29 protein-coding genes are annotated in these 25,201 nt (G+C 50.8%); 2 read left to right on the top strand and 27 right to left on the bottom strand.

Annotated features, from left to right (window positions below; genetic code table 11):
• Positions 1 to 60 precede the first annotated feature (60 nt).
• Complete coding sequence (locus ACJ9Y9_RS02150) at positions 61 to 351, top strand: hypothetical protein (RefSeq protein WP_032676597.1); 291 nt, start codon at positions 61 to 63, stop codon at positions 349 to 351.
• Positions 352 to 411: 60 nt separating this feature from the next.
• Here the strand turns inward: ACJ9Y9_RS02150 and ACJ9Y9_RS02145 are convergent, their stop codons facing one another.
• The 24 genes from ACJ9Y9_RS02145 to ACJ9Y9_RS02030 form a co-directional block, all read right to left on the bottom strand.
• Positions 412 to 1,953, bottom strand: a complete 1,542-nt coding sequence (locus tag ACJ9Y9_RS02145) for a conjugal transfer protein TraG N-terminal domain-containing protein (protein WP_032676595.1) — start codon at positions 1,951 to 1,953, stop codon at positions 412 to 414.
• Between the two features lie 10 nt (positions 1,954 to 1,963).
• Positions 1,964 to 2,302, bottom strand: coding sequence for a hypothetical protein (locus ACJ9Y9_RS02140; protein ID WP_032676594.1), 339 nt, complete (start codon positions 2,300 to 2,302; stop codon positions 1,964 to 1,966).
• 1 nt (position 2,303) lies between these two features.
• The gene (locus tag ACJ9Y9_RS02135) at positions 2,304 to 3,698 is read right to left on the bottom strand and encodes an integrating conjugative element protein (RefSeq protein ID WP_000709002.1); all 1,395 of its coding nucleotides are present in this window, start codon (positions 3,696 to 3,698) and stop codon (positions 2,304 to 2,306) included.
• 11 nt (positions 3,699 to 3,709) lie between these two features.
• Entirely contained in the window at positions 3,710 to 4,681 is a 972-nt protein-coding gene (locus ACJ9Y9_RS02130; protein WP_032676591.1) for a TIGR03756 family integrating conjugative element protein, read from the bottom strand.
• Positions 4,678 to 5,085, bottom strand: a complete 408-nt coding sequence (locus tag ACJ9Y9_RS02125) for a TIGR03757 family integrating conjugative element protein (RefSeq protein ID WP_032676590.1) — start codon at positions 5,083 to 5,085, stop codon at positions 4,678 to 4,680. Before ACJ9Y9_RS02125 ends, ACJ9Y9_RS02130 begins: the two co-directional genes overlap by 4 nt.
• Positions 5,086 to 5,351: 266 nt before the next feature.
• Positions 5,352 to 5,759 (bottom strand): hypothetical protein, encoded by a 408-nt coding sequence (locus tag ACJ9Y9_RS02120; RefSeq protein WP_032676588.1) that lies wholly within the window; start codon positions 5,757 to 5,759, stop codon positions 5,352 to 5,354.
• Positions 5,756 to 8,572: a conjugative transfer ATPase gene (locus ACJ9Y9_RS02115; protein WP_032676587.1), complete on the bottom strand. Its 2,817-nt coding sequence runs from the start codon at positions 8,570 to 8,572 to the stop codon at positions 5,756 to 5,758. The genes ACJ9Y9_RS02120 and ACJ9Y9_RS02115 overlap by 4 nt, the downstream gene beginning before the upstream one ends.
• Complete coding sequence (locus ACJ9Y9_RS02110) at positions 8,572 to 8,988, bottom strand: TIGR03751 family conjugal transfer lipoprotein (protein WP_000926982.1); 417 nt, start codon at positions 8,986 to 8,988, stop codon at positions 8,572 to 8,574. Before ACJ9Y9_RS02110 ends, ACJ9Y9_RS02115 begins: the two co-directional genes overlap by 1 nt.
• A complete protein-coding gene (locus tag ACJ9Y9_RS02105) occupies positions 8,972 to 9,235 on the bottom strand; it encodes a hypothetical protein (protein ID WP_305955352.1) in 264 nt (87 codons plus the stop codon). Before ACJ9Y9_RS02105 ends, ACJ9Y9_RS02110 begins: the two co-directional genes overlap by 17 nt.
• Before the next feature lie 11 nt (positions 9,236 to 9,246).
• Positions 9,247 to 10,773: a TIGR03752 family integrating conjugative element protein gene (locus ACJ9Y9_RS02100; protein ID WP_032676583.1), complete on the bottom strand. Its 1,527-nt coding sequence runs from the start codon at positions 10,771 to 10,773 to the stop codon at positions 9,247 to 9,249.
• Positions 10,770 to 11,669 (bottom strand): TIGR03749 family integrating conjugative element protein, encoded by a 900-nt coding sequence (locus ACJ9Y9_RS02095; RefSeq protein ID WP_032676582.1) that lies wholly within the window; start codon positions 11,667 to 11,669, stop codon positions 10,770 to 10,772. The genes ACJ9Y9_RS02100 and ACJ9Y9_RS02095 overlap by 4 nt, the downstream gene beginning before the upstream one ends.
• Positions 11,666 to 12,325: a PFL_4703 family integrating conjugative element protein gene (locus tag ACJ9Y9_RS02090; RefSeq protein WP_032676581.1), complete on the bottom strand. Its 660-nt coding sequence runs from the start codon at positions 12,323 to 12,325 to the stop codon at positions 11,666 to 11,668. Before ACJ9Y9_RS02090 ends, ACJ9Y9_RS02095 begins: the two co-directional genes overlap by 4 nt.
• Positions 12,322 to 12,702, bottom strand: coding sequence for a TIGR03750 family conjugal transfer protein (locus ACJ9Y9_RS02085; RefSeq protein ID WP_000268263.1), 381 nt, complete (start codon positions 12,700 to 12,702; stop codon positions 12,322 to 12,324). Before ACJ9Y9_RS02085 ends, ACJ9Y9_RS02090 begins: the two co-directional genes overlap by 4 nt.
• A gap of 9 nt (positions 12,703 to 12,711) precedes the next feature.
• Positions 12,712 to 13,077, bottom strand: coding sequence for a TIGR03745 family integrating conjugative element membrane protein (locus ACJ9Y9_RS02080; protein WP_000673116.1), 366 nt, complete (start codon positions 13,075 to 13,077; stop codon positions 12,712 to 12,714).
• A 12-nt stretch (positions 13,078 to 13,089) separates the two neighbouring features.
• On the bottom strand, positions 13,090 to 13,335 hold the full coding sequence (locus ACJ9Y9_RS02075) for a TIGR03758 family integrating conjugative element protein (RefSeq protein WP_001251235.1): 246 nt from the start codon (positions 13,333 to 13,335) through the stop codon (positions 13,090 to 13,092).
• Positions 13,326 to 13,643, bottom strand: a complete 318-nt coding sequence (locus ACJ9Y9_RS02070; protein WP_001216596.1) for an RAQPRD family integrative conjugative element protein — start codon at positions 13,641 to 13,643, stop codon at positions 13,326 to 13,328. Before ACJ9Y9_RS02070 ends, ACJ9Y9_RS02075 begins: the two co-directional genes overlap by 10 nt.
• 192 nt (positions 13,644 to 13,835) lie before the next feature.
• Positions 13,836 to 14,597 (bottom strand): TIGR03747 family integrating conjugative element membrane protein, encoded by a 762-nt coding sequence (locus ACJ9Y9_RS02065; RefSeq protein ID WP_024132198.1) that lies wholly within the window; start codon positions 14,595 to 14,597, stop codon positions 13,836 to 13,838.
• A complete protein-coding gene (traD, locus tag ACJ9Y9_RS02060; protein WP_032676579.1) occupies positions 14,584 to 16,695 on the bottom strand; it encodes a type IV conjugative transfer system coupling protein TraD in 2,112 nt (703 codons plus the stop codon). Before traD ends, ACJ9Y9_RS02065 begins: the two co-directional genes overlap by 14 nt.
• Positions 16,696 to 16,924: 229 nt before the next feature.
• Positions 16,925 to 17,473 carry a restriction endonuclease gene (locus ACJ9Y9_RS02055; protein ID WP_032676577.1) on the bottom strand — a complete coding sequence of 183 codons (549 nt, stop codon included), beginning with the start codon at positions 17,471 to 17,473 and terminating at the stop codon, positions 16,925 to 16,927.
• The gene (locus ACJ9Y9_RS02050; protein WP_032676576.1) at positions 17,470 to 18,000 is read right to left on the bottom strand and encodes an integrating conjugative element protein; all 531 of its coding nucleotides are present in this window, start codon (positions 17,998 to 18,000) and stop codon (positions 17,470 to 17,472) included. The genes ACJ9Y9_RS02055 and ACJ9Y9_RS02050 overlap by 4 nt, the downstream gene beginning before the upstream one ends.
• A complete protein-coding gene (locus ACJ9Y9_RS02045) occupies positions 17,997 to 18,620 on the bottom strand; it encodes a transglycosylase SLT domain-containing protein (protein WP_032676575.1) in 624 nt (207 codons plus the stop codon). The genes ACJ9Y9_RS02050 and ACJ9Y9_RS02045 overlap by 4 nt, the downstream gene beginning before the upstream one ends.
• Complete coding sequence (locus ACJ9Y9_RS02040; RefSeq protein ID WP_032676698.1) at positions 18,599 to 19,312, bottom strand: TIGR03759 family integrating conjugative element protein; 714 nt, start codon at positions 19,310 to 19,312, stop codon at positions 18,599 to 18,601. Before ACJ9Y9_RS02040 ends, ACJ9Y9_RS02045 begins: the two co-directional genes overlap by 22 nt.
• A gap of 24 nt (positions 19,313 to 19,336) precedes the next feature.
• Complete coding sequence (locus ACJ9Y9_RS02035) at positions 19,337 to 20,203, bottom strand: hypothetical protein (protein WP_032676574.1); 867 nt, start codon at positions 20,201 to 20,203, stop codon at positions 19,337 to 19,339.
• A 206-nt stretch (positions 20,204 to 20,409) separates the two neighbouring features.
• Positions 20,410 to 21,531: a site-specific integrase gene (locus tag ACJ9Y9_RS02030; protein WP_032676573.1), complete on the bottom strand. Its 1,122-nt coding sequence runs from the start codon at positions 21,529 to 21,531 to the stop codon at positions 20,410 to 20,412.
• Positions 21,532 to 22,063: 532 nt separating this feature from the next.
• On the opposite strand from ACJ9Y9_RS02030, the gene ACJ9Y9_RS02025 reads away from it, so the two are divergent.
• Positions 22,064 to 22,408 (top strand): hypothetical protein, encoded by a 345-nt coding sequence (locus tag ACJ9Y9_RS02025; protein WP_131820570.1) that lies wholly within the window; start codon positions 22,064 to 22,066, stop codon positions 22,406 to 22,408.
• A 258-nt stretch (positions 22,409 to 22,666) separates the two neighbouring features.
• Here ACJ9Y9_RS02025 and pilV read toward each other — a convergent pair whose 3' ends face one another.
• From pilV to ACJ9Y9_RS02010, 3 genes are read right to left on the bottom strand one after another with little or no spacing between them, the layout of a single operon-like run.
• Positions 22,667 to 24,055 (bottom strand): shufflon system plasmid conjugative transfer pilus tip adhesin PilV, encoded by a 1,389-nt coding sequence (gene pilV / locus ACJ9Y9_RS02020; RefSeq protein WP_032676572.1) that lies wholly within the window; start codon positions 24,053 to 24,055, stop codon positions 22,667 to 22,669.
• Positions 24,055 to 24,723 (bottom strand): A24 family peptidase, encoded by a 669-nt coding sequence (locus ACJ9Y9_RS02015; RefSeq protein ID WP_032676571.1) that lies wholly within the window; start codon positions 24,721 to 24,723, stop codon positions 24,055 to 24,057. The genes pilV and ACJ9Y9_RS02015 overlap by 1 nt, the downstream gene beginning before the upstream one ends.
• Positions 24,720 to 25,199, bottom strand: coding sequence for a lytic transglycosylase domain-containing protein (locus tag ACJ9Y9_RS02010; RefSeq protein WP_032676569.1), 480 nt, complete (start codon positions 25,197 to 25,199; stop codon positions 24,720 to 24,722). Before ACJ9Y9_RS02010 ends, ACJ9Y9_RS02015 begins: the two co-directional genes overlap by 4 nt.
• Positions 25,200 to 25,201: the final 2 nt, after the last annotated feature.

Below are 25,201 nucleotides of genomic sequence, written 5' to 3'. Positions count from 1 at the left end.
TAAAGGGGATTTTTAGTAGCTTATTTATTAGACAAAAAGACAAAATGAGGAGTCGTTGCCATGAGCGAAGACGGTTTCAATAAAGATGACCTAAGCAGCACCTTTGCGCGCTTCACCACAAAACGCCGCAATATCGTTTGTGATGAGTCCAAGTTAAAGCGGAAAAAACCTGAGCCAATTGCACTAACCAGTGCAACCAATGCATGTGGAACCTCCGTACTCGATGGTATAGCAAATATTCTGACCATAACTCCCGAACGTAAAAAACGAAATGACGAATGGAGAGCACGTTGGGAAGAAGAAAGGGCTGAATGGGCAGATCAAGATAGGAAATGGACTGATAATAGATGAACTGCGCGTTTCAAATATCGCGCAGTCCTCTATGGGCAGTCCTCTATGGAATGAATACTACTATTTGAAGCTTCCTTTTATAGCTCCCCCGACTTTATCTGTAACAATCTGCTGAGCTCCTCTTCCAGCCTCGGCTCCCGCCTGCTGTGGTTGAGAACCACCTTTTTCTAATCCAGTAGTTATTGCTGTTCCCAAATTAACGCCAATCCAGCTAAGCATTCCTACCCAAAACGCGGGAAATACCAAGTACATCATCCCCAGAACCAGGTTCATAATCCATCCATCAGCCGTTGAACTAAAGAAAGCCGCGAAAGGCACCGAGCTGTTTGCAATCCCCTGCTCAGCCATATTGTCATAGAGGATGGTGATCAATCTGTCATCAAGCCAGCCTGCCAGCTCCCACCAAAACGTGATGAACTGAAGAGCGAATAACGCGAAGGAGATAGTAAAAATAGTTTTCGGATCGTAGGCGCTGAACATCAGTAATGCCGGTATGACCGTGATTACCATCATCAACAATAATGCCTGAATCATTGGCAATGCCTGTTTCAATGCATCAAAACCAGGTAACGCTTCGGCCTGTTTCAGTCCAAGACCAATAGACGAGGTAAGGCGTGTAAGATTACCAACTACTCCGGTGGTTGTATCGCTACTGCCAACAGCATAAGTGGTACCGCCCCCGGACAGATCTGCGTTACGTGGGCTGACAAGCCAGCGTAGGGCGATTTCTTCCCACTGCTGTCCGGGGAACTGGCGTTGCATCTCCTTACGTGTGTTATCACTAAAGCTGGCCAGAACTCTTTTGCGAAGCCCGGAAGTACCATCGGACCACCACGTCTTACATGTTGGATATCCACCTGCGCCAGTATCTGGATAGCCACTGTCCCGGCTGCTGTTGTAAGGCCACTGGCTACGTGGCGTCATAGCCGTGTAGTAGTCATAATATCCGGTAGTATTCAGAAAGTAGCTGCTACCTATCCAGCCCACAGAGTTGATGGTGGCATCACTGAGCTGGCTGTTGCTGTTTTTCAACCTGAAATATGCTCTCGAGTAACATTGATCTGCAAATTCCTGGACCTCCTGCAGCAACACAGGATCACGCAGCTTCGTGTTCTGAACGTCAAAACGCATCTGCCGCAAATTCGTACCGCATGGGATTGATGCAATCATTGCCTGCGTTGTACCCTTCGACATCATATGCAGGAGATACCACCATACTGGAACCTCGGCCGTACGACCGTCAAAATCATTAACGAGTCCCTTGTAGCCGGAATTCTGTGGCGTCGGCACACTGACGCCACACTGTTTAGCGCGCGAGCTGTCGAACTTGATTGTGCTGATATCAACCGGCAACAGCGGAATACAGCAAAAGAGCATCACAAGATAAGACACATACAGTGCATGTTCGATTCGCGGAAGGGCAAGGAGCCCTTTGTTCCCCTCGTCAGCCCCCTCCTCCCTCACTTTCAGCCAGACGCCAAGAACCCTGACCACCAGTGGCAATGCAAAAAGTCCCGTATTGCTGAGAATGCTCCACATGGCATTGTTCATTACCCAGCCAAAGAGAACGAGAAAATATTCCAGAAAACTGTTTGCTGTCATCGTCCTCTCCTTACACAGCGCTTGTCCAGGCCACATATTCTGTGGCTACCAGGAACAACACCCCCATCAGTTCCATACGCACAAGACGTGGACGTCCGTCCGGCCAACGGATTAATGCCTGTGGGCGTACCTTCAGTATCCAGGCGGTAATAAGGCAGCCATAAAGAACCAGTCGCCAGGCAAACAGTCCCCATCGGCTGTCATGCAACCAGCGCCGTGTGATGTGGCCATCAGGGTCGTAAGCCATAAATACCGCTGCGATAGCAAACATGCTGGCCGTCATCAACAGAATGAGCAGCACCATAAGGAGAATGCGGCCAATATGGCCGCTGAGCGGGTTAAGTCTCATATCAGTTTGCTCCGGAAGACTGAGACTGGCCCATCTGGCTGAAGCCCTGGTCCTCGTTACCGGCTTTCTGCTGCAGACGGTTATCCTGATTCCTTGTTCCCTGCCGTTCCAGTGCCGTAAGCAGACTGTTATTGCTGATAGATTTGCGTAACTCCATCTCATTACGCAGCGCCGTCAGCTCGCGATCGAGGGCATCGATGCGGCGATCACCCTCGGCAATAGCTTCCGGCTGCTCTGCAGCATTAGGTTCGGATTCACCGGTGGTGAGCATCCTGCGCATTGTTAGCGCGGTTTCAACGGTATCGGACATCGCCAGTTCGCCGGCAAGCCGTTGAACCAGGGCCGCTTTGTCTGGATCGTCACGTAATGCCTGAATTACCCCGCGGGTGACAACCAGACTGCCGGTTTTCAGTGCGGAAAGGTTATCAGTGGTGGGCTGCAGTTCACCACTAACCAGCTTACTAAGCTGCTCCAGATTCTCTTTCGTGGCATCCTCAAGGATGGGAGAAAAGCCAGTACCAGCGACAGCACTGCCCGGCTGGTTATCGGTTCCACCACTGGTACATTCACTGGTTTCCCGGCAAGTCCTGATGGAGCGATCACCAAGCACTTTAACAACGGCCGCTGCGGCCTCTTCAGAAGATTTATAACGTTGGCATGCGGTACCATTGCAGCTCGAGGAGCCGACGCTGCTGTTACTGGTCACTGGCAAATTATTCATCATGTTATAACCAGCTTTGGCCAGATCCCGAGTGGGTTGAATTGCGGGCTGCCCCTTACCTCCCCTTTTCTGCCCACCGACCCACGTCACGCCTTCCTCTCCGGTTGCTTTTTGCAGTTTCTGGTCGCTGGAAACCGCATCGCCACCACTTGTGGCCACAATATCTTTGTACTCTTCAGAGACGGCTACCTGCTGCCATTTATTGCCGATGGTATAATCAGCCAGCTTCTTCGACATGCTCTGACAGTTCAACATCGCTTTATCAAAACTCAAACCGGCCTGCAGAACGCCATTGGTGAGCATTTCATACAGCCCGGGGTTTGCGCGCTGAATAGCCATTGCCGGCATACTCATGACAGCACCGGTCGCCCCCTGAATCACATTCCCCATCAAATCCTTAAACCCGCTGGTAATACCATTCAGCTGGTTGCCAACGGTTGTTTTGATGTCGAAATTGCCACACATCAGATCACTGCTAAGGCCACCATTAATGCCTATCCTGGACATATTGTTACGACTGGGCGGGGGTGAAATAACCGAACCACCACCAATAGAATAAAAGAGCCCATCGCTGATAGCGTTACCGCTAACTGACGCCCCCGATGAAGACAAAGAGATATCAGCTGCCATTGCCGGCAGCGAGGCAAAAATCAGTAAAAGTCCTGCTTTTTTCATGTTCTGAACCTTTATGAGAAATCGGTGCTGGAAAGGAACGTCTGGCCGCGACGTTTGCAGCAGCTGTACGGTTGCCACAATGCCCAGGCATAGTTACCGTCCTGGGCAATCTGGCCATTGGTGTCGGGAAACACTGCACAGGTCTGGGACAACTGAGGCGAAAGTCGCTGCCATTTGTGGTTTTTCGTGCCGGTATTTTCTTTTACCGGCTCGGGTGGCCAGTAACCCGGGGACTTCTGTCCCGTAAGGGGGTTGTAGACATGGAGCTGGCCGGAGCGGGTAATGACGTCAGCGACACGCTGAACTACAACCGCTGCTGATTTGTAACTGTCTGTCTGGGTGACAAACCCGCTACGTGGATAAACGTTCCCCCACATATTGCCGGATGTGGTTTCCCCGATTTCTCGTTGCCCGGGGATGAGTGCTTCGGGATAAAGGGTCTCCGGGACGCCCGTTCGCCAGACCAGAGCATCCAGTGAGCTGTTGAAATAGGGCATGAAAGGAGTAGCAGCGCTGTCGCATGAATAGCCCGGCACCATACCGCCAATGATTTTCGTAGCTGGATGGCCCCAGGCGTCGCCGTAATAGAAATGCAGGTTCTGCTTACGTTCCCCGGGAGCTTTCATCTCCTGACGACCGCCCCCCGTACTCACGCCCGTCACACTTTCCAGCAGGGAACCTTCAGCACCGCTGGCGGCGTCACTAACTGTGGCCATTTCAGTCCAGGGGTTATCTCCGGGATTGAGGTAAGCCGATACCACAGCCTCCGGAATGAAATGCGTCACTTTTACCGAGGTTTTCACCGTGCAACCAAATGGAGTACACAATAACCAGTAGCAGATACCACTGACACGCCAGCTGATACAGTCTGTACTTGCCGCGCTGGCCAGAAGATTCGCTGTATTGACGCTGGCCATGGTGCCGGAACAAACCAGCAATGTGGCGATCGCCAGTCGACGTGGGCGGAAGGAGAAAGATTTCATCGGTTCTTCTCCTTCCAGGCAGCGAGCTGACGGGTCGCCTCGTTGACATCAGTCGTACCGTAGACAACAAAGACGTCATCAAAAACCACAGCCGGGTATTTTTCCAGGCCGAGGGACCAGGCATGAGTGACACCCGCATAAGCTTCCGCCAGTTGTTGTTGCTGCTGCCGGAAATTCGGGGAAGAGATCACTGCCCGGGCACGTTGTTCTGCAAGAACGGGATCGGCAGATAACTGACCGAAAATGTCAGCCTGTGCACGTTCGGGCGCATCGAGCTCAACAACGGAGACATCCGGACCAGGATTTGCTGCTATGGCATGAGAGGAGTCGGTATATATCACTGTGCCGGCACTGGCACCGACGGAAAGGAACAGTGCTGCCAGGCAGCAAAATGGCATTTTCATGAAAAACACTCCCTGAGTGTGAAAAACCTATTCAGGGTGCGTTCTCTTTAAGGAGGGGTCAGTAATTAATTCTGACGTGAAAAATGATAATTAATCTTGCCCTGGTAATTCATCATCTGTACGTCAGCATAAATCTCAGATCGCTGGAAATGTCATTTTTTAAATGCAGGAACTTTAATACACGCGGGCTCTTTGCCGCCCGCACCCGCAGCCTCCCCCCTTACCAGACAGCGGAAAACACACCGCTGTCTGGCAAGGTCGGAGGGTTATAAGTCACATCCGGTGTCACAGGTCACCCTGTCGATTTCCTTAAGAACCCAGAGCATATCGGTTGCATCGGGTACACAGATATTCCATCGGATACCCGACCGGTACTCCTGTTCTGCTGGCCAGAGTGTATTGCCGGTAACAGTTATCAGGATATCCAGGGTTTTCTCATGCACGTCGCTGAGGTGCACTGCAACGCAGCTGCGCCGGCCAACCCGGTGAGGATAGACCGACAGCAATACAGGCTGCTCCAGTCTCTTAACGATCTCCCCTTGCAGATGCTTAATCGACTCACTGTCAGCCACACCGACTGAGGCAGAACCCTGTGGCGGAACGGTAAAAATAACAGAGGCAATAAAAGCCTTGTCCGGTACAACGATCGGCGTCGCCATAATCAGTTTTTTCATATTGTCCCCTGAATAGTACCAATGCCACGTTTCTCATCGAGGCGGCGCGCAACGTGAAATGCGGCCTCAAGCTCCGGGCAATTTAATTCATTCATAATGGCCCGTCTTTCGGCTTTTTCCTCTTTTTCAGTCATTCCCAGCGCCAGGTACAAACTGGGGGGGACCGCACGAAACAACGCCTGTACCTTACGGGACAAAATAACTCCCTCTGTGTATTTTCTCGGAAGTTTTGTCGCGGACAACAGCATCGCCTTCTGCTCTTCTGTGAGCGTCTTAAATCGCGCTATTTGTTCAACTTCATCAGGTGGCATAACGAGGCAGATCCACCACTCCGCCATATTGAGCATTTTTTTCGCAGTGTCAGGGAAATCCTCCAGGTTCTGTGTGAACAACCACAGCCATGATCCGAGCTTACGCCACATTTTGACAATTTTGGTTGCATACGGGCCCAACAGCGGGTTAGCAGTTACAATATGCGCTTCGTCGATTGGCACAATGATATCCCGATCGCTGAACTGTTCCCTTTCTGCGATGTTGTTAATCGTATTAAGCAGCGAGATGACAGCAACGGCCATCTGAGCTTCATAGCCTTCACGCGCCAGCGTACCTAAATCAACAATAGTCACGTCTGCCTCTGGCCATTGCGCGCCCGGACGGTTAAACAACTCCCCTTCAAAACCTTCGGTAAACATGCGTAATGCTTCTGCCATCTCTTCAGCTCGCGCACGTCGCGCTGGCGTGCGTTTCTCGCGGCCGTCTTCTCCCATGCTGACATCGCGGGCAATGTTCTCAAGCGAGAACATTAAATCTTCCGGTAGCATCTGGCGGTTTTCGTCAAACGCTTTACGAGCCGCAATGAGTATCGCCTCACGAATCATACCGCGGTCGGCGCGTGTCATTCGCTCCTCTTCTGCTGCTTCACCACCGGTGATCATCAACCGCGCTGCAATCTCCATTTCACCCAGAATGTCACGTTCTTCGTCCTTGTCCTCATCATCTTCATCAATGTCAGGGAGGGCCTCTTCGCTTGTCACTAGCGTCTCAGGTTTCGCCTGCATGAGCAGATGTGAATCGCCAAACGGAGCAAGTGAAATAACCTTACCAGGCTTGATACTGACACGGTGCACTGAGAGCCCCAGCGAATTACAGTAATCTCCAAACAGACCGAAGCTGTTACCCGCTTCCAGCAAAAATATACGGGGGCGGTAGATTGCCACCATCTGAGCCAGTTTATCGAGCGCAGTGGCAGATTTACCGGCACCTGTCGGCCCGAAAAGCAGCAGGTGCGCATTCTGGGTACGGTCATTTTTATTAAGTGGATCTACGGACAGGGGGCCACCACCACGATTCCAGAACGTAAGCCCCGGGTGACCAGTACCGGTGTCACGACCATAAATAGGGGCGAGACATGCAAAATGCTGTACAAACATAAGGCGCGTGTACCAGTTGTGTTTATCCATTTGAGGGTTAAAGCACATGGGTAACGCACGCATATAACTGCTGAGAGGGCCAATATCGTGTTCTGGATTTATCGGTTCCATCCCACAGTTCAGTAATTTACTGCTGAGATCAAGATACCGTTTATCGAGTGTTTCCTTGTCCTGAGCCTTGATAAGCAGTGTGATGGCCGCACGGTAAAGTTTGTGTTTGTTTCCCAGGAAATTACGCGCTGTAGCAGCGTCTTCACGAGCACGCAGGGAATCAACATTCTCCCCCATTGAATTGCGGCTCAGGCTCGCAAAACTTTCTTCAAGTTTGTCCTGAGGCTGAACCACCAGGGTCATGGCCAGAACTGTCCCTTCCGGAAGCAGATCCATAATGGCATTCACATTATCACCACGTTTTACCTCCCCCGTCAGATGACCAGTGGAAGGTGCAGTACGCAGGCGGGCAACCGGAACAGCTTTATGTGCCACATCATCAAACCACCACACACCGCTTTCGGCATCACTTCGCGGGCGGGTAAACCAGAGGCTTTCGCTGAAATCATTCAGAAGAGGCAGATCGCCCGGTGCATGATCGGAGTGTTTTGCGCAACGATACAATGTTTTCTTATCGACCCACGCCGGCGCCGGGTTGAACCAGCGCAACAGCCAACTATGGATTTGCTCGCCGTTCTGCTTTTCGCACCGGATACCGGCACCGCTCAGAGCTGCTGTCAGGCGATCGCAGACCTGTTTCAGCAGCACCTCCGGTGGCATGGGGTCACGATACGGTGTCTCAACCCAACGGTAAACCACCATGCGCGTTCTGCGAATTTGCCCTCTCCAGGCGGCCCCTGTGACAGCCTCGTCTACAAAAAGCCCCTGTTCCACCGCCACATTTTCAAGGTGGCGCTCCTGTTCAGCCAGCCAGGCTTTAGTGAATGCGGTTCCCTGAGCTCTTGGCCTGACATAGCCTCTGATAGTATCCATATAAGTAGAGAGATCAGAGTCATCCTGGCAGAAAAACTGTACCACCCATTGATGATCATCCAGTTCAGGGAGACTGTCCTGTAGGGCGTTCTCAGCGATATTGCAGATCTCGTCCAGACGTGTTTCCGGGCGCCCTTCAGTGCCCACCGGGATAATCTCATATACGGCCCCAACGGATACACCATCGTCAAGCAGAATGCATTCATGCTCTGGCAAATACTCGCCCCATGGAACATGATCGATAATGGAAGGTGCAGTGGAATACAGACGCGCTTCATCTGAATGAGTCAGTTGCCCTTCCCGGGTAAGCGGTTCATACCCACTGACGGAAAACGGACCGTTACCGTACTGATGAGCATCCTGAGACGCTCGACGTCGGCCAAATAGGGGGAAAGCCATCAGAGATCCTCCGTTCGCTCACCAGGCAACGCATACTGTACCTGGCTGTAGAAAGGAAAGACGGTGCTGTAGCCTGGAACCGGCGTGTTCCCGCCAGCCAGATGCGGGAAAACATACATGACCATGTCAGGATTTGGCAGACGCGGGAACGTCTGCTGAATTTCATTTTCCTGGGTGCGGCTGTAGCTGTTACTGACCTGCTGATTGATCTCACGTTCGCTGTCTGTAACTGGCCGGCGAAGTGTTGTTCTGCTCTCGTTGGTAGCATGAGTTGCCGATGCACCATCGTTCCATAATTCAAGCATGGTGCTGTCGCCAGGCGGCAACATTTCCTCTTTTGACGTACTGCAACCCGAGAGGGCAAGCGGTACAACGACCAACATAATGGTGGCCAGATGATTAAAACTGAGCAACATGCACCTCCGCTTCATCCGAATCACTGATGACAGCTGACAGACGAAACACTCGCCCATCAGGCAGTTGCATCTGCATTCCATTACCCTCGCTCAGAAGCTTCTTTCCGACAGCGAGCAGGGCCTGTTCGGTGACTTCATGCCTGCTACCTTCCCATTTGCCATTATCACACCTGACAAAACCGGCAAAGAGACGGCCACCCAGTGGTATATAGTCCACCCGATATTCGAGGTTTTTATTGTTCTGCATCTTTATCCCCATCAGTCCATGCCCGTGCTGCTACCAGCGAGGCTGAAATTGTCATATTTCACCTTGCGGCCTTTTTCTTCATAATCAATCGCCAGCTGACGAGTGATATGTAAAGCCACTTTTTGTCCAGGCGGTACATAGATCGCGTCAAACGTCTGACCATATCGCGCTTTAACCCAGTCAACGGTCTCACGCATACCGCCGGATAACGCCTTACCCAACACTGCCTGACCGGCATCCCCCGTCAGCGTTGACGTCACACCACCATAGCCATTGGTCTGGCTGGTATTCTGGTTTTCGGCCACGGCATCACCAGCTGCGCTGGCAGCTGCAAGTACGGCAATGGTTGGCAGATAAGTAGAAGCGTTTGATTTTCGGGTACCCGAAATGCATGGAATGCCGTTGTCATCTGACAACCAGCCAATACTGCTGTTATTCCCACCCTGGCTGTTCTGATTACCACCATTACTGCCTTGCCCCTCAGGTGAAGGAAGCGTACGAACAGTGCCATCAGTAAAAACAAAAGTGATGCTGGTTATGGCGCCACGCACGCAGGAAAGCGTCCAGTCCCCCGTAGCGGTTCCCGAAACGATCGCCCCCTGTACATCAGGCAATTCAATGCCATTTGCCGTCAGGTTGTCTTTTCCGATCATCACTTTGAACGGGTAAGGGTCAGTCACCTTGCCATCAATGGGAATACGTCCCAACAGCGCGGTCATGGCCCGACTACCCACAAGCGTGGAGTTTTCCGGAAGGGTATAAACAGGGGCGGCATTTTTTTCAGATCCGGGAATGTTGTTCTGTACCGTTGTACTTACTGCTGACGTAGCCTGCCTGGCTGCATCACCTGCAGCGCCAAAGGAGGTGGCAAAAGAAAAACCAGTCGCGTTATTACTGTTTTTATCTGAGACCGGTCGACCGTTCGCATCCGTGGCAATACCATCTTTCGGTTCAACCCATTGCAACCCGTTTCCATCTGTTTGAGATATATTTCCCGCGCCTCCGGTCAGACCATTGTCATAACCCAGTCCCACAGGAATATCGCTGCCTGCAGCGTTACCTTTATTTCCTGCCGTTAAGCCGGAGGACCCATTTTTGAGTTGATCAAGAAGTTGGTTCACCTGCGAGCTCAGATCAGTAACCTGAGAACTCAGTTGTGCACGTTTTTGGGCCTCTTCGGAACGAACTTGCCCCACAGCCTGGCTGATTTGCTGATCAACATTGGTGCTATTTTTTTTCAGCTCCTTATTTTCATCAGCAAGCGTTTTATTATCGCTTTCAAGGCTGTCAAGCCGCCCCTGAACCTTACGGTAACTACCAACCAGGGTACGCAAAGTATCCTGCGCGGTGTCACCTTCCACACCCAGCGCTTTGAGATCTTCTGGTGTCAGATCCTTAAGGGCGACATTAGAGGTTTTCTGGCCTGCTTCATTTTTATCGTTTTTATCTGTACAGGATTTAACCCCAATCATGATGGCGCCCACCACTACGACGGGAACCGCAATTTTCACAAGCAGGTTTGAAGCAGGCTTTTTCATTTATGCGCTCCTCGGTTACTCCGCTTACTCTCCTTTCCTTCAGATTCGGGTAAACGCTGTTCAGCAATAAAGGCACTTTCGGGACGTCCTGTAGTAACCAGATATAGAACTGTCGTGTCTTCCGGTGTACCGGCACGCCCCAGCCAACGGTGCTGGAAAGTCGCAGTAGTAAACTGACCTTGCAGCGAACGAGGGTCGAGGATGACCTTTACTGCTGATCGGTTACGCACCTGCAGCGCAATTACACTGCTGCCCTGCAGACTCCAGGCAGCCATCGGCGTGACGCTGACGGACTCAGAGGGCATAAGTGTGGTGATCCGGGGGGGAAGCTTCAGTGAAACCGGACTTACTCCCGGTACGGGCTCTACCGTTCTCAACGGTCCATAAATGTTCTGTGCGGCATAACGAGTCAGGACAACGGGCAGCGGCGCATTGAGTTTTGCGGGCCTCCGGCTTTCTGCCTTTGCCTCTGCCGACGACTGACGGCCGGCACTGTCCCCATCACTGCTGACCGTCTGTTTATCGGTCGCCGAAGCGGTAGCCACTTCTCCGTCGTAGACAATTTTGACAGGTTCCCGCGTGGTTTTACCGGGGGCAGCAGAAACATCAAGTAGAAGTATTTCCCCGTTTTCCTTGTTCTGAAGTTCCAGTCTCGTCACCGGAAAGGCTTCTTTCGCATCGAGATAAACTACACCTCCGGAGCTTTGAATACGCAGCTTGTCGTTGAGTGCGGGCGGAAACCCCACTCGCACGTTTTTGTTTACAAAAACGATTCGCTCCTGCCCTACAGTCAGGGGAATCTGCAACGGTATCCGTTCCCATTTCATAAGCTCAACAGCACGAGCTCCGGCTGAGACCAGTACCAGGGTCAGCAGGATCACTGAGAATTTTTTCAATTGAATGCTCCCGACTTTTGTTCTGGCTCAGGCAAGGAGATCGCCTCAAGTCTTTGTGGCGCGCTGTCATAGCAATCCAGTGCCAGTCCAAACGGATTTCGCTCTGGGTCACCTTCCCAGCGAACCACTTTCATTGGATAACGCGCCAGGGCACGCTTAACGGGTTCGGTATGGAAATATTCGTCAGCTACCAGGTCCAGCCGTACCACCCAATGATCTTCATCAATGACGGTCACGCTGCGGTTGCTGTAACCACGACGGGGGATTTCGTATACCACGCGTACACGATCGCGCAGCTCGTCATTATTCTTGCGCATCTCGGCGTCCTTATTGAGAAAATCCTGACAGGACGGCGTCAAATACGGGCTCATTTGGGCAATTTTGGCTGTGTAGTCAGCTTCCCCATTTTTCGGCCAGGAATTCAGTTGCTGAAAAATGTAAAAAGCAAAACTGTAAACCGTAGATGGCGGGACCTCCCACCATTTTCGGGTGCTGCCGGAACGCAGGTCGGGTGGGTTGTGAATTGTCAGTTCCGAGGGCGCTCGCATCCATCCCAGACTGGTGACGAACAGCCCCAGAGCCAGCAAAACACAAGCGATACGTAACGAAATAATATGATTATCGCGGGCGGTTATACCGTTACGAAAACGACTCATACTTTCCCTCCGCGCATCAACGGAACAGGTTTCGTTCGTTTAAGTTCCCACGCCCTGCTATCCAGAATCATGGTTCGGGACATACGTGCACGGCAGCGCAATTCCTCCAGACGTTGCCAGATATAATTTTCTGGCTTACCGCGCTTGTAGCTGGCAATCCAGTTGCCGCCAAAAAAAATAACCAACAGCGGCATCAGCAGCATGCACGTCGGAAAAGCCAGCCATCCGACAAAAGGAACCAGAGCTAACGGTATTGCCAGAGGGATACCGGCAATAACACCGATGACGGCCGCCAGCACAAACTCCCCGGATGTGAACCCTTTCCAGACCACGGGGGGGTTGTTCAGTCTGTCAGGGAGGAAATCAATGACGGCCATATGGGCTCCTTACAGGATATCTGAAGCTTTAGTTGCGAGGTAAATAACCAAAAGGATGAGGATGATGCCGACAACCAGATAGACCAGGAACTGAGTCCATTCCCCCTTACCACGACGGATATCGTGAAATGCGGTAATCACGGCATGCGCTACGGCAAAAAAAGCACCGACACATACGAGAAGCCCTATCGCAAGTGCCCCCATTTTGATGTAGCCCATAACGGTGTTGTAGGTTCCGCCACCGCCTCCAGATGTTGGCTGTTCAACAGCTGGCAAGTCTGCCATAGCCTGACTTGCAGTTAAGAGACCGGTAAGCAACAAATATCCCGCACGGGAATAGGCAGAACGAAAATGCCTGAAGAAAGTGAATTTCATTGAGTCATCCTTTCAGTGGAAAAACAGAAACAGGGTCAGCAGATAAAGCACAATCAGTCGAATTAGCAGCTCATTGAACTGCCTGAACGTCACTGATTTACTGACCAGGCCACGGTAGGCCTGCACCAGTGCCCATGCGCTGAAAAGGAGAACGACGATGGCGAGCGTACCGAGGATCAAGAGGTTCAGTTGCCCGGGCGTGAGGCTGCTTCCGGTGCCCGCACTCCATCCATTTAGCTGAGAGCCATTCATCGCCATGAGGGCTCCTCAGCACGGTACTGCCCGGTGACTAAAGTGGAGGGTGCTGTTGGCTGCGCGCGCGACGGCTCGAGATAAGTGGATATGCCCTGCCTCATCGTTGAGATGTCACGGGTTGCCTGCTGATAGTCGAAATAAAAGCGAGCGTCCTGATTCTGATTGGCTACGACGCGGGCGCGATCAAGGCCAGCCTGAACCTGATCCAGCTGGCGCATCACGAGTGCCAGCTCATCTTTTTCTGACGCCTGGCAGGTCAGCACCGGCAGAACGGGCAATAACATTGCCAGGATGATTGTGGTGTGACGCATTTGCGACTCTCCCTAATAACTTGTCGTCGGGAGATTGACGCAAACAGGACATGCTGGCAGCAGGAAAATATTTATGAAGGTCAGAAAATTAAATGACACAAAGTGAGCTGGTTAATACAGATGGACCTTCAAAAAAAAAGCCCGCGACATCGAGCGGGCTCCGGGGAATTCCCGAAACAGCTACTTCCTGGGCTATAGGTATTTTTTAAAGGACGCCGTGACGATGGCCAGAACACCGCCAAGTAATAATGCTGATGGCAGCAACAGGAGATTTGGCCAGACAGCAGTCGGCCAGGCCAGATACAACATGCAGGGGCCGTAAAGTGCGGGTTTAATAAAACGTTTGGCGTGATGGTAGACAAAGCTCGATTCATATCCAGCTCCGTAACGACGCAAATCTCGACGGACCAGCCCTTCAACTATGCCGGTGATAATCACCAGGCCGAACAGCGGCAGACTCAGAAAAAGGATCATCACCCTGATGAAGAAAATCAGAGTTACCCAGAGCGTAGCTTGCAGGTACTCCCCAAGCCAGCCGATTAGTGAGTCACCGAACCGGTTTATCGTTGGGATAACTCCAGTCCCCTTCTGACCAGTTTCCCTGAATGATTGAAGCCAATGGCTGAATCCGCTATCGACAAACAACCAGTTCCAGGCGGTATGTACCCACCGCGAAATCGTCTCAACCGGCGCTGCCATCAGTAAACTCCGCGTGTACCCTTCCGACAACCAGTGGCTTTCTGCAACCATCACCCGGTAGCTGTGTGAAGCACCTTCGTCAGGCCAGAGTATGGCAATGCAGGCATATTCGATCAGCAGGCTAACCAGAAGCGACCCCAGCAGAATGCCAATTAAACTGACAGGCAAATCCCAGAGCAACATGCCGAATGGTCCGGATTGTTTCTGTCGGGATGGCGAACTGCGATTGGCAGTATCTCTGTCATGCTGAGACATTTTGCCCCCCCGAATATGCCGCATCACCGCCTGTCCACCAGGATTCTCCAGTTCGGTAATTCTGCTCCATGTTGTCAGCCAGCTGCTTCAGGCTCGCGGGCATGTAAGGATCGTCGTTATCAGCCGGCAACGGCATCCTGATTTTCCACAGGCGCCCTCCTTCAAGCAGGGCAAATGCCTGCCCTTTCGGCAGGTTGATAACGTCTGAAGGGTTGAGCATCGGGACTTTAACCAGACTGACCTGGTCCTGAACGTTACTGTTAAAATCAGTACCCTCTCCCGGCCGGGATACGTCAGTGACACCCGATGTAAGGGTTTTCTGGTAGACGTCAACTTCCGGTAATTGGTCGGTCAGGAGCATGGCAGTGTTTTTTTCACGCACACGGAGCATTATCAATGAGTTGAAGTTCCCCACTACCTGATTCGCTTTAGCACTGCTGCCTATACGGGCCTCGATGTCCGAAAGAGTCTGCGTATATGCAGTCACCTGGAAGCCCGCACCACCCCCTTTGTTGATGAGAGGAATAAACTCATCACCCATTAACTCGTTAAACTCGTCACAGTGAAGATTTATCGCCACTTTCGAACTTTTTCTGCCATCCTCATCACCGAGACCGAATTTATAGATGTGTCCACCTTCGGAAACGAGATCAGCGAACATGCTGTTGCCGACTGCTGCTGCGACAACAGGGTCGGATAGTGCATCGAGGCCGATATAAACCACGCCGCGCGATTTTATAATGTTATGCCAGTCCAGGATCGGTCTCGGATCGTTCAGGTCCGTATAGTCAGGTGCCAGCAATGCGGCCGTTTTACCAGTTGTAAGCTTTTCAAGCAGCGGCAGCAGTGACGCAACAATTTTGTCGAAATACGTTCGATCATATTGCACAGCGCTACGTAGCCCATCCAGCACCGGGTCCCACAGTTTTTTTCCTTCTTCGCTGGCCAGTACCTGCTCAATAGCCCAGATATTCATGCCATTAGGCCTGCCCTGCATGTGACGCGGCAGATCCTTCTCGCTTATACCGCTACCTAACAGCGCTTCGACTGTACTCAGCAACTGTGGTGCCTTTTCACTCAGCATATTCTCAACATAGGTTTCGTACAGTTCACCTATGTTTGTCACGTAACGCAGTATGAGACCGTAATCAGGACGCTGGCCAAGTGCGACCAGCGCACGGGTAATAATATTGACAAATCGCCAAGCAAATTCCCGAAATGCAGCAGAATTGCCCTCTCCGGAGAGCTGTCCTGCAACACGTGATGCTACTTCCGAGATACGGCTGAACCGTCCAACGGCATTGTAGCGAGCGCTTATATCTGGCCATCCGAGGTGGAACACCCAGAAGTTATCCTGACGACCAGCACGGTGTGCCTCGGCATACATTCGCCTCAACAGATCGGCATCTCCTTTCGGGTCAAACACGATGACAACTTCATGCTCGCCTGCAGCGTTTTTACGGCGAATATCCTGTGTGATAAGTAACTCAGCAAGCCGGGTTTTACCGACTCGTGTGGTGCCGATAACCAGTGTATGCCCTACACGTTCTCCGAGATCATAGGTGACCGTAGTTTCATCCAGTTCCACACCATGGTAAATGGGGCTTCCTCCTACAGGAGGCAACGGGCGAAACGGGTTGAGCGCCGAATCAGTTCGTGTCAGCCTGCACAACCACGGCAAGCTGTACTCCATCTTTTTTTCCAGATCGCGTGCCAGGCGATAAATAACAGAAGGTTGTACGTAGACCTCACACTCCGGACGCCTCGCTTCCAGAAGACGCTGCGTATGGCGGGGAGACCACTGGAAGCCCTTGCCAAGGAACAAGTGCCGCTGGCTGACGGGGATCTGCTCGCTGGTCAGTACATATCGGGGCAAACGGCGAATGTTTTGGCGGTAACGGAGTATTTTCATCCCCTCAGATGTACGCTTCAGCGCCAGTACACCAAACCCCGCGGCGGTCACCCAACTGACCGATGGTGCGAGCGCGACAGCCCAAGGGGCCGTAAGGCAAATAAAGGTTGCGCTACCCGCCGCCGCAGCGGAATACAGTTCAACCGCCGGGCGAAGGAGGGATTCCATCACGTACTTGTCGCTCATATAAAAGCCCTCCCCTGGAACAGAGCAAAAGTTTTATCATTGAGTTTGAGGAATAAATGAGCAGAATCTGTGGCCTTGCGGAATACGGCTAGAAATAAATAAAAGAAAAGAAATAACCCAAACATCAGCAAAGAAATCAATACAGACCGGAATATGAAAATCCGGAAAGAAACCAAAAGCCACACCGAACCAATAAACGGTAATGTTGATGTGGAAAAATTCATCTGTATTACCTCTTTTTTAATGGCCGGAGAACATGTTCAACGGATTCACCAGACAGCAGTAGCAAAAGGGAAGACCCGCTTATGAGCAAAATTTCCGGGTAATCACTGAAATACTTAAAACTGATAAAACCTGTTCGTCCTGTGTGTACAAACAGACCTCTGCATTTTTCTTGTCGGACTAACTCACCAAACTGGCGGACATGTTCAGGACGAACAGCACTGGCAAATCGTTTAGCCTGGACAAGCCACCTTTCCTGACCAATCCAGAACTGACCATCAATACCACCATCACCGCTGTAACTCGGATTACGCCTGACCGGTATTCCTCGCCGCTCTATGGCGGTCAGAATCATCTCCTCGAAAACATAGGGATTAATCTTCCGTAAATATAAAACCTGCTGCCCCGCTTTCAGCTCAGGCAGTTTTAGCAACACCCTGTTAGCCGTCTGTCGATTACGCTGATGTCTGCGGACACGGGCACTTCTTGTATTACACCGCAGCCAAAAAGCTGTGAGTGAAATGAAAGCCAATAATATGAAAACCACTGTGGTCATTGCGCTAATCCATCAGCGGTAATCAGGACAGGGTAATGCGTCAGTTTCAATCGCTGTGCCAAATCACCGCCGCGAACAGGGACCATCTCAGTACCTGGCAAGAGTCCTCTAAGCGTGTTGAGCGCACTTTCAGTCGTAACATTCACTACCATTCCTGTGGCGCCCATCCCTTTCAGTTCAGCACCACGCTGCCGCAGCCAGGCTCGGGAAATATCATCATCGCCAATCACAAAAACAGGGGGCAAACCGGGTAACTGCAGAGGGCGAGACGTCACCTTTCCGGGTGTCATTTCCGGTGTATTAACGGGCAACATATCGGAAATAGACAGCGATGACGGTGGTTCAGGCAAGGAAGAAACATCGGACAAATGCGACTCCTCACCTGAATTAATCGCCTCGAATAATGGTCTGGTTGACTCCCCGCCCAGATCCCCGACCACTGTCAGCGAAGCAAAACAACTAAACGCTGCTGTAAGCAGTGATACACAAAAGATGCCATTGAAATATTTATCGATATTTTTTTTCATTGAGGTTCAACCCAGGTTAATGAGTGACTGGCCAGAGCAACCGGCCCCCCTTCAGGGACCTTAATATCAGGTGCGATCTGACTTAGCTTGCGGCGTACGATAGCCATATATTTTGCTGCCGGCTTACCACCGGCCGGGTGGTGATAACAGCCAGCAGCTTTAATCCAGCTTCCAGGCTGAGCGTCATAGCAGGCACGGAGAATTCGGGCCGCTGCACGAAGATTTGTGTAGGGATCAAAAGCATCACGAAAGGATGGGAAAAGATGCCCGTTCCACCCAAGATTGACCTGGGCTACACCGACATCGATACGCTTGAGAGGGTAGCGCTGCATAAATCCAAGAAGTGCCGCAAAGGCCTCCTCGCGGGTTTCAAAGTGGTATCCTTTCCCTGCTACATTAATAGTCCAGGGCCATGGTTTAGACCCCCATGCGGTTTTACGGGTGCTTTCGGCCATCGCCAGCGAGTAAAGCGATTCTGCCGGAACGCGCTCGGCAGCAGCAATGACCCGATAAGCCTGCGGAACTACCTGAACACTGCTATTTACATTCACGACCGCCAGGCAACCAGTGCTGACAAACCATAAACAGCAAGCCAGTTTCAGAATGCGGCAATTTGCCATCCCTCTTCTCCCTGCTGCAAAATAACTGGCATCTGACCTTGCCCATAGCGCTGCCACAAACCGCGATCATGATTTAGGGTAATTTGCCGATTACGCACTTTTTCGACTGGTATGCCATGGCTTATTGCCCATGATCTGATTTTTTCGTCGCTCACGTCATTTCCGACAAGGTAAATATCTACCGGTCTGTTGTCGGCGATAACAGCAGCAAGCCGAGCATCACAGCGTGAACATGACTCTTTGACAAATAACGCCAGTCTTCCTTGTGTGTCATGAGCGATACCCGCGGCATTCCCCATATTCACGGCCAATGTTTCAGGATAAAGACGAAGCCAGGCAGTGTTTATTTCTCGTTGAAATGCGAGTTCTTTCTCGGTACGGGCGTATTCGTGTTTTACCCACAATTCAGCCAGCCGACGGCGCTCAGATGAATTATCTGTCTCGACGCCCAGGGCAGTGAGAGGATCAAGACCAGGGGACATAATGCCTCTGGCTCCTTTCATCAACGACTGATAGCGACTCCAGTCCTCATCTGAAAGCCCCCATTGTTGACCCTGTTGCTGCGTCTGAACCTGGTTTGCTGATGATGCCTGCAGGGATGTTTGCTGACTCTGATTCGATTGAGTGGTAACTGTTGATGCCGCCACACACAGCGGCAAGGAAAGTACACCTGCCATCAAAATTCTTCTCATCTGATGCTTCATATGTCTGGTCTCTTATTGAACCTGTAAACTCTGTTGGGCACCGTTCACGCTGAAAACAGCGGTACCACTGTCCTGGATAGAACGAAGCGTCCACCCCAGCATCCCGTCTCCCGGTGAAAGCAACCGCATATCTGATATTTGGGAATTTCCACGGGGGATGACGACTGCGAACATCTGCCCGCCGCGCCGCTCAATGCCGGTCAGTACAAACGGTGCTTCAACAGCTGCGCGCCTGACTGACCGCTCAGGCTTTTTTACGATCTGGCCTGTCCCGGATTTTGAAGATGTTTTGCTCTTAGTGACTGGTTGCTGGTTCTGCTTCGATTCTTTCTGAGAAGTGTTGCTTTCAGCTTTGCTCAGCCCGGCAACTCGCGATTCAACCTGTGACAACCGTGAGTTAATGTCATCAATACGTTCAGAGTGTTCGTCTATCGCGGTACGCCGCGCCAGGGCTTCTGAGGAAAGTTTGTTAATGCTTCCTGTTAATTTTGAATGTTCCTCCTGGAAATCAGCTAACTGGTTTTGTACTGATTCAAGCCCTGATGAGACAGACTCGAGCTGCTTCTCGTGTTTCCGGCTTTGAGCTTCGAGCGAAGTAACCGAACCAGACAACTGGCTCATCTGACCGCTGCGAAAAGCGGCATCCAGGGAGTTCACCCGAATACTCAGATCAGAGATTTGCTGTGCCATGATCACAATCGTGGCCACAGAACCAACAAGAGAAACAATGAGGAATCCCAGACCTCCAATCCGGACTATTTTTTTCAGGTTAATGGGAACCAACCGGCGAGCCTCTGGCTCAGCAGGCACAACTTTCGAAGAAGTAACCTCTGGATTTTCAGGTATAACTTCTTCCGGGACGACTTGACTGACTGACATTTCAAAATCCTTATAGCTGCGCAGAACAGCCATAAGGTGCAAAAAACGTCATTCTATGGCGATGATTAACTCATCTGCCATTTCTGAAGTTTTTTTCGGCGGGGAAACCAGGTCGGAGGGGATCATCTGGAAAGGCCACTTTCATAACAGCGCAGCCAAAAACGTCCTTGTTTATGATGTGTTTGAATCCAGGGGTTCACAGAATTTCAGAGCGGATTAATAAGCACACGAGTTGGGTCATTGGCTTTGATATTGCCTGGTGGGGGGAGTCGTTCTCCAGAACGAGCAGCAAGAGCCTGAATTCTGAGAAGCTCAAAAGAGGCTTTCTGGATAACGTCTTCCTTTGTTTGCGCTTCAAGTGAAGGATGTTCAAGATCAGGGAAGCGTAAAACAATACCGTTATTGCTGCTCTCAAGTTCAGCAGGATACGGAACAAAGATCGCCGCCAGTTTCTGCGCCTGTCGTTTACGTATATCGAGTTTACTAACCAGCTGCGTCGCACGAAGGTGGGTATAGCGTTTTAGCATCGTCAGGCTCTTGTGTCCTGATATCGCTGCAATTTCCATAACATTCAGTGTTCCGAGCTCAAAGAGACGGCTTATAGCTTCGTGTCGTAGATCATGAAAATGCAAATCGACAATGCCTAAAGCCTGTATAACTTCTCGCCAGGCGCTTTTAAACCCATTGGATGTATAACTGAAAACAGGTCCGGATAGAGGGCCGGAATACTCTCTTAATACCTTTCTGGCTTTAAAAGACAACGGAACATCCCTTACGCTCCCATTTTTAGTGAGAGGCAAATGAGCGATGCCAATGTGCAGGTCGATATTCTCCCAGCGAAGTGAGAGGATCTCCCCCTGACGCATAGCCGTTTCAAGGGCCAAATGAAAAATGGCTGCCAACTCGATATTTCGTTTTGCCAGCGCCCTGCCAATCTTTCGCTCCTCCTGAGATGTCAATCTTCGGGTTCGCCCTTTGGAGGCCGGTGGTTTTCGTACATGCTCAACAGGGTTATGAGTACATGTTCCCCATTCAATTCGAGCAAGGTTATAAAGGGCAGATAGCAACGCAAGTTCAAGTCGGACACTTGCAGGGCTATTAGTTCGCCCCGTTTTACCACTTACTTCAGAGAGTCGCTGATCACGGTATTCTGCAATATCAACCGAAGTAATCTCATGCATGTATCGCCTGGCAAGAGCTGAACGCTTTATAACATTTATCCGATAAAACTCCTGCAGATGGCCCCGCTTTTGCACAGATGCACAACCGTAATATTTATCAAGAGCTACACCCAGCTCCATTTTCTTAATTCGCTGTCTGAGTTGCATCGCATATTCCTAAAAAGATTAGAAATATATCACATACTACTGTCAATCCGGTGCGTGGAAATCATCCCAAAACAAGTTCTCGATACAGGCTTTCGATGTGGGGAAAAATGTCACTAACAGTGATATTGGAATCCATGCTTATTGCTCATGGACGAACTTAAATGGTTCACCTTTTGGTGGATTTCAGAAGGTATATGCAGATAGTTCAAATCGCTGGTTTGTTACCAATACGCGATGGGGTGATTACGAATCAGGAGGGACAATCACTGTCACTTGCTTAAATCTACCTGGTGCCGGAATTTGACTGTCAATCCGGTGTGTGGAAATCTCAAGATTCTGGTCATTACACTGATGTCGCAATGTGGGAAACCACCTCAACAAAAGGAGTTACATATCAGGTCCCAGGTGTTCATAAATACTGCTTTATTTCTGGATTAATGTCGGCAGGTGACAATGGTACATGCCGTGTATATCCGTCCGGTTCTTCGTGGTGGCTTGACCTGATCGGTTACAACGGAAGCAGCACTCAAAGATGTTGGGTAAGCTGTATCGATTGAACTGTCAATCCGGTGTGTGGCAAGGAAATGAAATTTCTACTGTTTACCCAGGATTTATTGACTATGGATCACATGTAGAAATGTTCGGAACCATATACGGTATTGGCGACGATAGCTGTGTCAACAGCGGATTTCCGGTACTGGTAAGCCAGGTTCTATCGCTTACAGGAAGTGTATCTGATCTTAGTTCTCTGGCTAATGCTGGAGTAACCTCTGCTTACTTTACAGTCATAAATGGAAGCCAATTTCGCGTTTGCGTAAAAAACAAAGATTCAAGCCGCAGCAACAACATTGCGTGGCGTGCATTAGCAATTAAATAAACCTGTCAATCCGGTGTGTGGAAAAACAATGCTGAAATCGGTGATTTGTTCTTCTCTCCTGATATCGGCTCCGGTCAATCACGTAATATTGGGCAACATAAATATTGTGCATTGTCTCAGACACGATTCGATTACAACAATTACCGTGCCTGCGTTTTGGTAAGAAACTCAAATGGCACATGGACCTTGTCGGCTCCAAAGGTTGGTAATGGGCAAGCGAATTGCGTTGCCGTCTGTTTCTGACAACTGATTTGGCGTCTAATTAGTGGCGCAGTTTGCTATAGCCTGGAAGCACGCTGCACCTTTCGAATTGTTCGGTAAAACGATGTAAAACCGGTCATTTACAGGATCAAGAACCATTGAGTCGGGTGAGTTATGGTTGGAACCATCAGACCAACTTTTTAAAGCATAAGAACCACCTATTGCCACTGTACCTGACGGACAATAAGCAGATGCAACCGCTTTGTTGGCGCAGGTGGTTTCGCCAAAAACGGTTTGCATTTTGATTTTTGATGCGGCTGTCCACACACCGGATTGACAGGAAAGTATGGCTCCAGTGGCGTCGCGGCTTACAAGGCCGTTTGGTGAACAAACTGCGCCAGCAGTATTGACTCCGTCGAGCTGCAAAACTTCTCCTGTAGAAAGTCTTCCATCAGCCCGCACACTTCCGCCACGAACCTGACCGCTTGTGTAAATATTCTTATTATTTATGACTCGAACCCAGTCATTATCTGACATATAAAAACCGCCGCCATACGTTTCATTTAGCCATCCCTTACTCCCTCGAGTTATGAACCAGCCATTATTTGAACGTATGTCGTTGTTAGCCGTTATTGTATTTCCTGCGGTGACGTTTGAACCGGCAGTAACATTCTGTCCTGTAACAGTTCCATTCGCAGTTATATTTCCAGTGGCCGCCACATCGCCACTGAAATTACCCGTTACGGCATTAATCGTGCCTGCGTTATTAAGATTGTTACCTCCCATATCAATACTGGTATGCATCGTGTTGAGGTCTGGCTTGCCGGTTACCGAAAAACGATAAAGGCGATCATTTTCACCGCGAGCAGCGCCCAGTTCATCTGTGGTCAGTAAAGCCGCAATATGTCCCTGAGTTGTACTTATCCCAAACTGTGAAAGAGGAATAGTCCAGCTGCCCATAGCGCCGGTAGCAGTACCTGATGTCCATATATAGCCGCCCATACCCGAGGTGATATCCATTGATATCTGGCGCAGTGCGAGAAAAGGCAGTGCCGCGCCGTTTTGAGTGTAAACCAGTGCCTGCAGCTGATCTGTATTAGTGGCATTACGAACAACAGCAGCCAGATAAGCCTGTCCGTCTACTGTCGTCTCGCTGAACCCCTGCTCCAGAAATCCGGTGTTTTTCAGCATAGCGGGTGTAACCGTAACCGGGGTCGTGGTGGTGGCACTTGAAAGCAAAGTATCGTAATAACGGCCAGTGTAGCTCTTCACAGCTTGTGTAAAGCGAGATACCTGTGACGCGGTATTCAGCCAGGTCCGTTTTTGCATCCAGTCACTGATAAGGGTAAAGCCCCAGACGCTGACCACCAGGAGAATAATCAATGAAGCACCAGTGCTGAGGATAGCCCAGCCCCGGTCAGTCGTTTTATATGTGAACACAGGCATCACCATGTAATAAGCGGTTGATACAATTTAAACAGGGTCACAGAAATCGCGCCGGCGCACAGCCAGGGTCCCATCGGCCCTCCTTCAGTTATGCGACGAACAGATATCTGCCAGAGCACAAAGAGCACCACGCCGATCAGCAGAGCATTAAGCCCCTCTCGCCCTCCCAACCAGGCCGCAATAGCACCGGCCAACCAGACATCGCCAAGCCCCAGACACTCACGGGCATGAATCCTAAAGGTGACATAACGCCAGACGCCAAAAATCACCAGCGCAGTGGTAGCTGTGAGGAAGTGCCCTATAAAGCCGGGAGCGATAAGAGCGGAAACAAGACCGGCAATAAGACACCTTATCGTCAATTCTCGAGGCAGAAATCCTGTGAACGCATCGGTAAGCGTCAACCTGAAAAGAAAGAGGCAGAACAACAGAGACATCAGTCGCTCCAGTAGCGGCACAGGGGACAGCATCATGCCAGTTGCCGCTGTAGCGTAAAGCCAGATGAAGCCGGTGGATGCAGGGGCGAAAAAAACAGCAAACCATTCCTGATCATCATCCAATATCATCAGGCTGAGACGAACCAGGCTCCTCATAAAACTGAATAAGCTGAGGCATAGAGGAAAAATGATAATGACAGTTGCCCAGGGCATACTCAGCGTCAGCAGTGTCACAGTTTTATTCCCCGTTCATTAAGTAAAAGCCGACGATAAATGGCATAAATCCGGTTGGCATAGGACTCGCGAGTTTCGTGCCGGTCCTTACGAAAACCTGCGTTATAAGAGCCAAGACAGTTCCAGCTTATGCCGCATACCTGAAAATGCTTCGCCAGTATCCAGGTACCTATCTGAACGTTGAGGCACGGACGGTTCAGGAGGTCCTGTGAGCTGCGAATGTAACCCTGCGCTATCAGCGAAGCGATATGCGATGAATTAACCTGCATCAGTCCATAATCGGTACTGAGTGCCTGCCCGGTCTTTTTGTCACGATTAATATTTGTGACATCCGGTCGCAGGCTGCTTTCACCTATGGCTATTGCCTTAACCAGTAGCGGGTCAATGTGGTATTTAGCGCCCGCCGATTCAAAGCAGAATGCATCCACCCGTGGGCAAACCAAAATCAGCAGCAGAAAAGCGGACAGGCGCAGCATGT

It is taken from the genome of Enterobacter sp. CPE_E1241 (assembly GCF_045618265.1).
Classification (GTDB): domain Bacteria; phylum Pseudomonadota; class Gammaproteobacteria; order Enterobacterales; family Enterobacteriaceae; genus Enterobacter; species Enterobacter adelaidei.
Note: the sequence above shows the minus strand (reverse complement) of the source record. Positions and strands in the feature narration are given on the sequence as shown.

Excerpts from the sequence above, each read along its gene's own strand:
- ACJ9Y9_RS02150 (WP_032676597.1), top strand. The coding sequence starts at position 61 with ATGAGCGAAGACGGTTTCAATAAAGATGACCTAAGCAGCACCTTTGCG.
- ACJ9Y9_RS02145 (WP_032676595.1), bottom strand. The coding sequence starts at position 1,953 with ATGACAGCAAACAGTTTTCTGGAATATTTTCTCGTTCTCTTTGGCTGG.
- ACJ9Y9_RS02140 (WP_032676594.1), bottom strand. The coding sequence starts at position 2,302 with ATGAGACTTAACCCGCTCAGCGGCCATATTGGCCGCATTCTCCTTATG.
- ACJ9Y9_RS02135 (WP_000709002.1), bottom strand. The coding sequence starts at position 3,698 with ATGAAAAAAGCAGGACTTTTACTGATTTTTGCCTCGCTGCCGGCAATG.
- ACJ9Y9_RS02130 (WP_032676591.1), bottom strand. The coding sequence starts at position 4,681 with ATGAAATCTTTCTCCTTCCGCCCACGTCGACTGGCGATCGCCACATTG.
- ACJ9Y9_RS02125 (WP_032676590.1), bottom strand. The coding sequence starts at position 5,085 with ATGAAAATGCCATTTTGCTGCCTGGCAGCACTGTTCCTTTCCGTCGGT.
- ACJ9Y9_RS02120 (WP_032676588.1), bottom strand. The coding sequence starts at position 5,759 with ATGAAAAAACTGATTATGGCGACGCCGATCGTTGTACCGGACAAGGCT.
- ACJ9Y9_RS02115 (WP_032676587.1), bottom strand. The coding sequence starts at position 8,572 with ATGGCTTTCCCCCTATTTGGCCGACGTCGAGCGTCTCAGGATGCTCAT.
- ACJ9Y9_RS02110 (WP_000926982.1), bottom strand. The coding sequence starts at position 8,988 with ATGTTGCTCAGTTTTAATCATCTGGCCACCATTATGTTGGTCGTTGTA.
- ACJ9Y9_RS02105 (WP_305955352.1), bottom strand. The coding sequence starts at position 9,235 with ATGCAGAACAATAAAAACCTCGAATATCGGGTGGACTATATACCACTG.
- ACJ9Y9_RS02100 (WP_032676583.1), bottom strand. The coding sequence starts at position 10,773 with ATGAAAAAGCCTGCTTCAAACCTGCTTGTGAAAATTGCGGTTCCCGTC.
- ACJ9Y9_RS02090 (WP_032676581.1), bottom strand. The coding sequence starts at position 12,325 with ATGAGTCGTTTTCGTAACGGTATAACCGCCCGCGATAATCATATTATT.
- ACJ9Y9_RS02085 (WP_000268263.1), bottom strand. The coding sequence starts at position 12,702 with ATGGCCGTCATTGATTTCCTCCCTGACAGACTGAACAACCCCCCCGTG.
- ACJ9Y9_RS02080 (WP_000673116.1), bottom strand. The coding sequence starts at position 13,077 with ATGAAATTCACTTTCTTCAGGCATTTTCGTTCTGCCTATTCCCGTGCG.
- ACJ9Y9_RS02075 (WP_001251235.1), bottom strand. The coding sequence starts at position 13,335 with ATGGCGATGAATGGCTCTCAGCTAAATGGATGGAGTGCGGGCACCGGA.
- ACJ9Y9_RS02070 (WP_001216596.1), bottom strand. The coding sequence starts at position 13,643 with ATGCGTCACACCACAATCATCCTGGCAATGTTATTGCCCGTTCTGCCG.
- ACJ9Y9_RS02065 (WP_024132198.1), bottom strand. The coding sequence starts at position 14,597 with ATGTCTCAGCATGACAGAGATACTGCCAATCGCAGTTCGCCATCCCGA.
- traD (WP_032676579.1), bottom strand. The coding sequence starts at position 16,695 with ATGAGCGACAAGTACGTGATGGAATCCCTCCTTCGCCCGGCGGTTGAA.
- ACJ9Y9_RS02055 (WP_032676577.1), bottom strand. The coding sequence starts at position 17,473 with ATGACCACAGTGGTTTTCATATTATTGGCTTTCATTTCACTCACAGCT.
- ACJ9Y9_RS02050 (WP_032676576.1), bottom strand. The coding sequence starts at position 18,000 with ATGAAAAAAAATATCGATAAATATTTCAATGGCATCTTTTGTGTATCA.
- ACJ9Y9_RS02045 (WP_032676575.1), bottom strand. The coding sequence starts at position 18,620 with ATGGCAAATTGCCGCATTCTGAAACTGGCTTGCTGTTTATGGTTTGTC.
- ACJ9Y9_RS02040 (WP_032676698.1), bottom strand. The coding sequence starts at position 19,312 with ATGAGAAGAATTTTGATGGCAGGTGTACTTTCCTTGCCGCTGTGTGTG.
- ACJ9Y9_RS02035 (WP_032676574.1), bottom strand. The coding sequence starts at position 20,203 with ATGTCAGTCAGTCAAGTCGTCCCGGAAGAAGTTATACCTGAAAATCCA.
- ACJ9Y9_RS02030 (WP_032676573.1), bottom strand. The coding sequence starts at position 21,531 with ATGCAACTCAGACAGCGAATTAAGAAAATGGAGCTGGGTGTAGCTCTT.
- ACJ9Y9_RS02025 (WP_131820570.1), top strand. The coding sequence starts at position 22,064 with ATGTTGGGTAAGCTGTATCGATTGAACTGTCAATCCGGTGTGTGGCAA.
- pilV (WP_032676572.1), bottom strand. The coding sequence starts at position 24,055 with ATGCCTGTGTTCACATATAAAACGACTGACCGGGGCTGGGCTATCCTC.
- ACJ9Y9_RS02010 (WP_032676569.1), bottom strand. The coding sequence starts at position 25,199 with ATGCTGCGCCTGTCCGCTTTTCTGCTGCTGATTTTGGTTTGCCCACGG.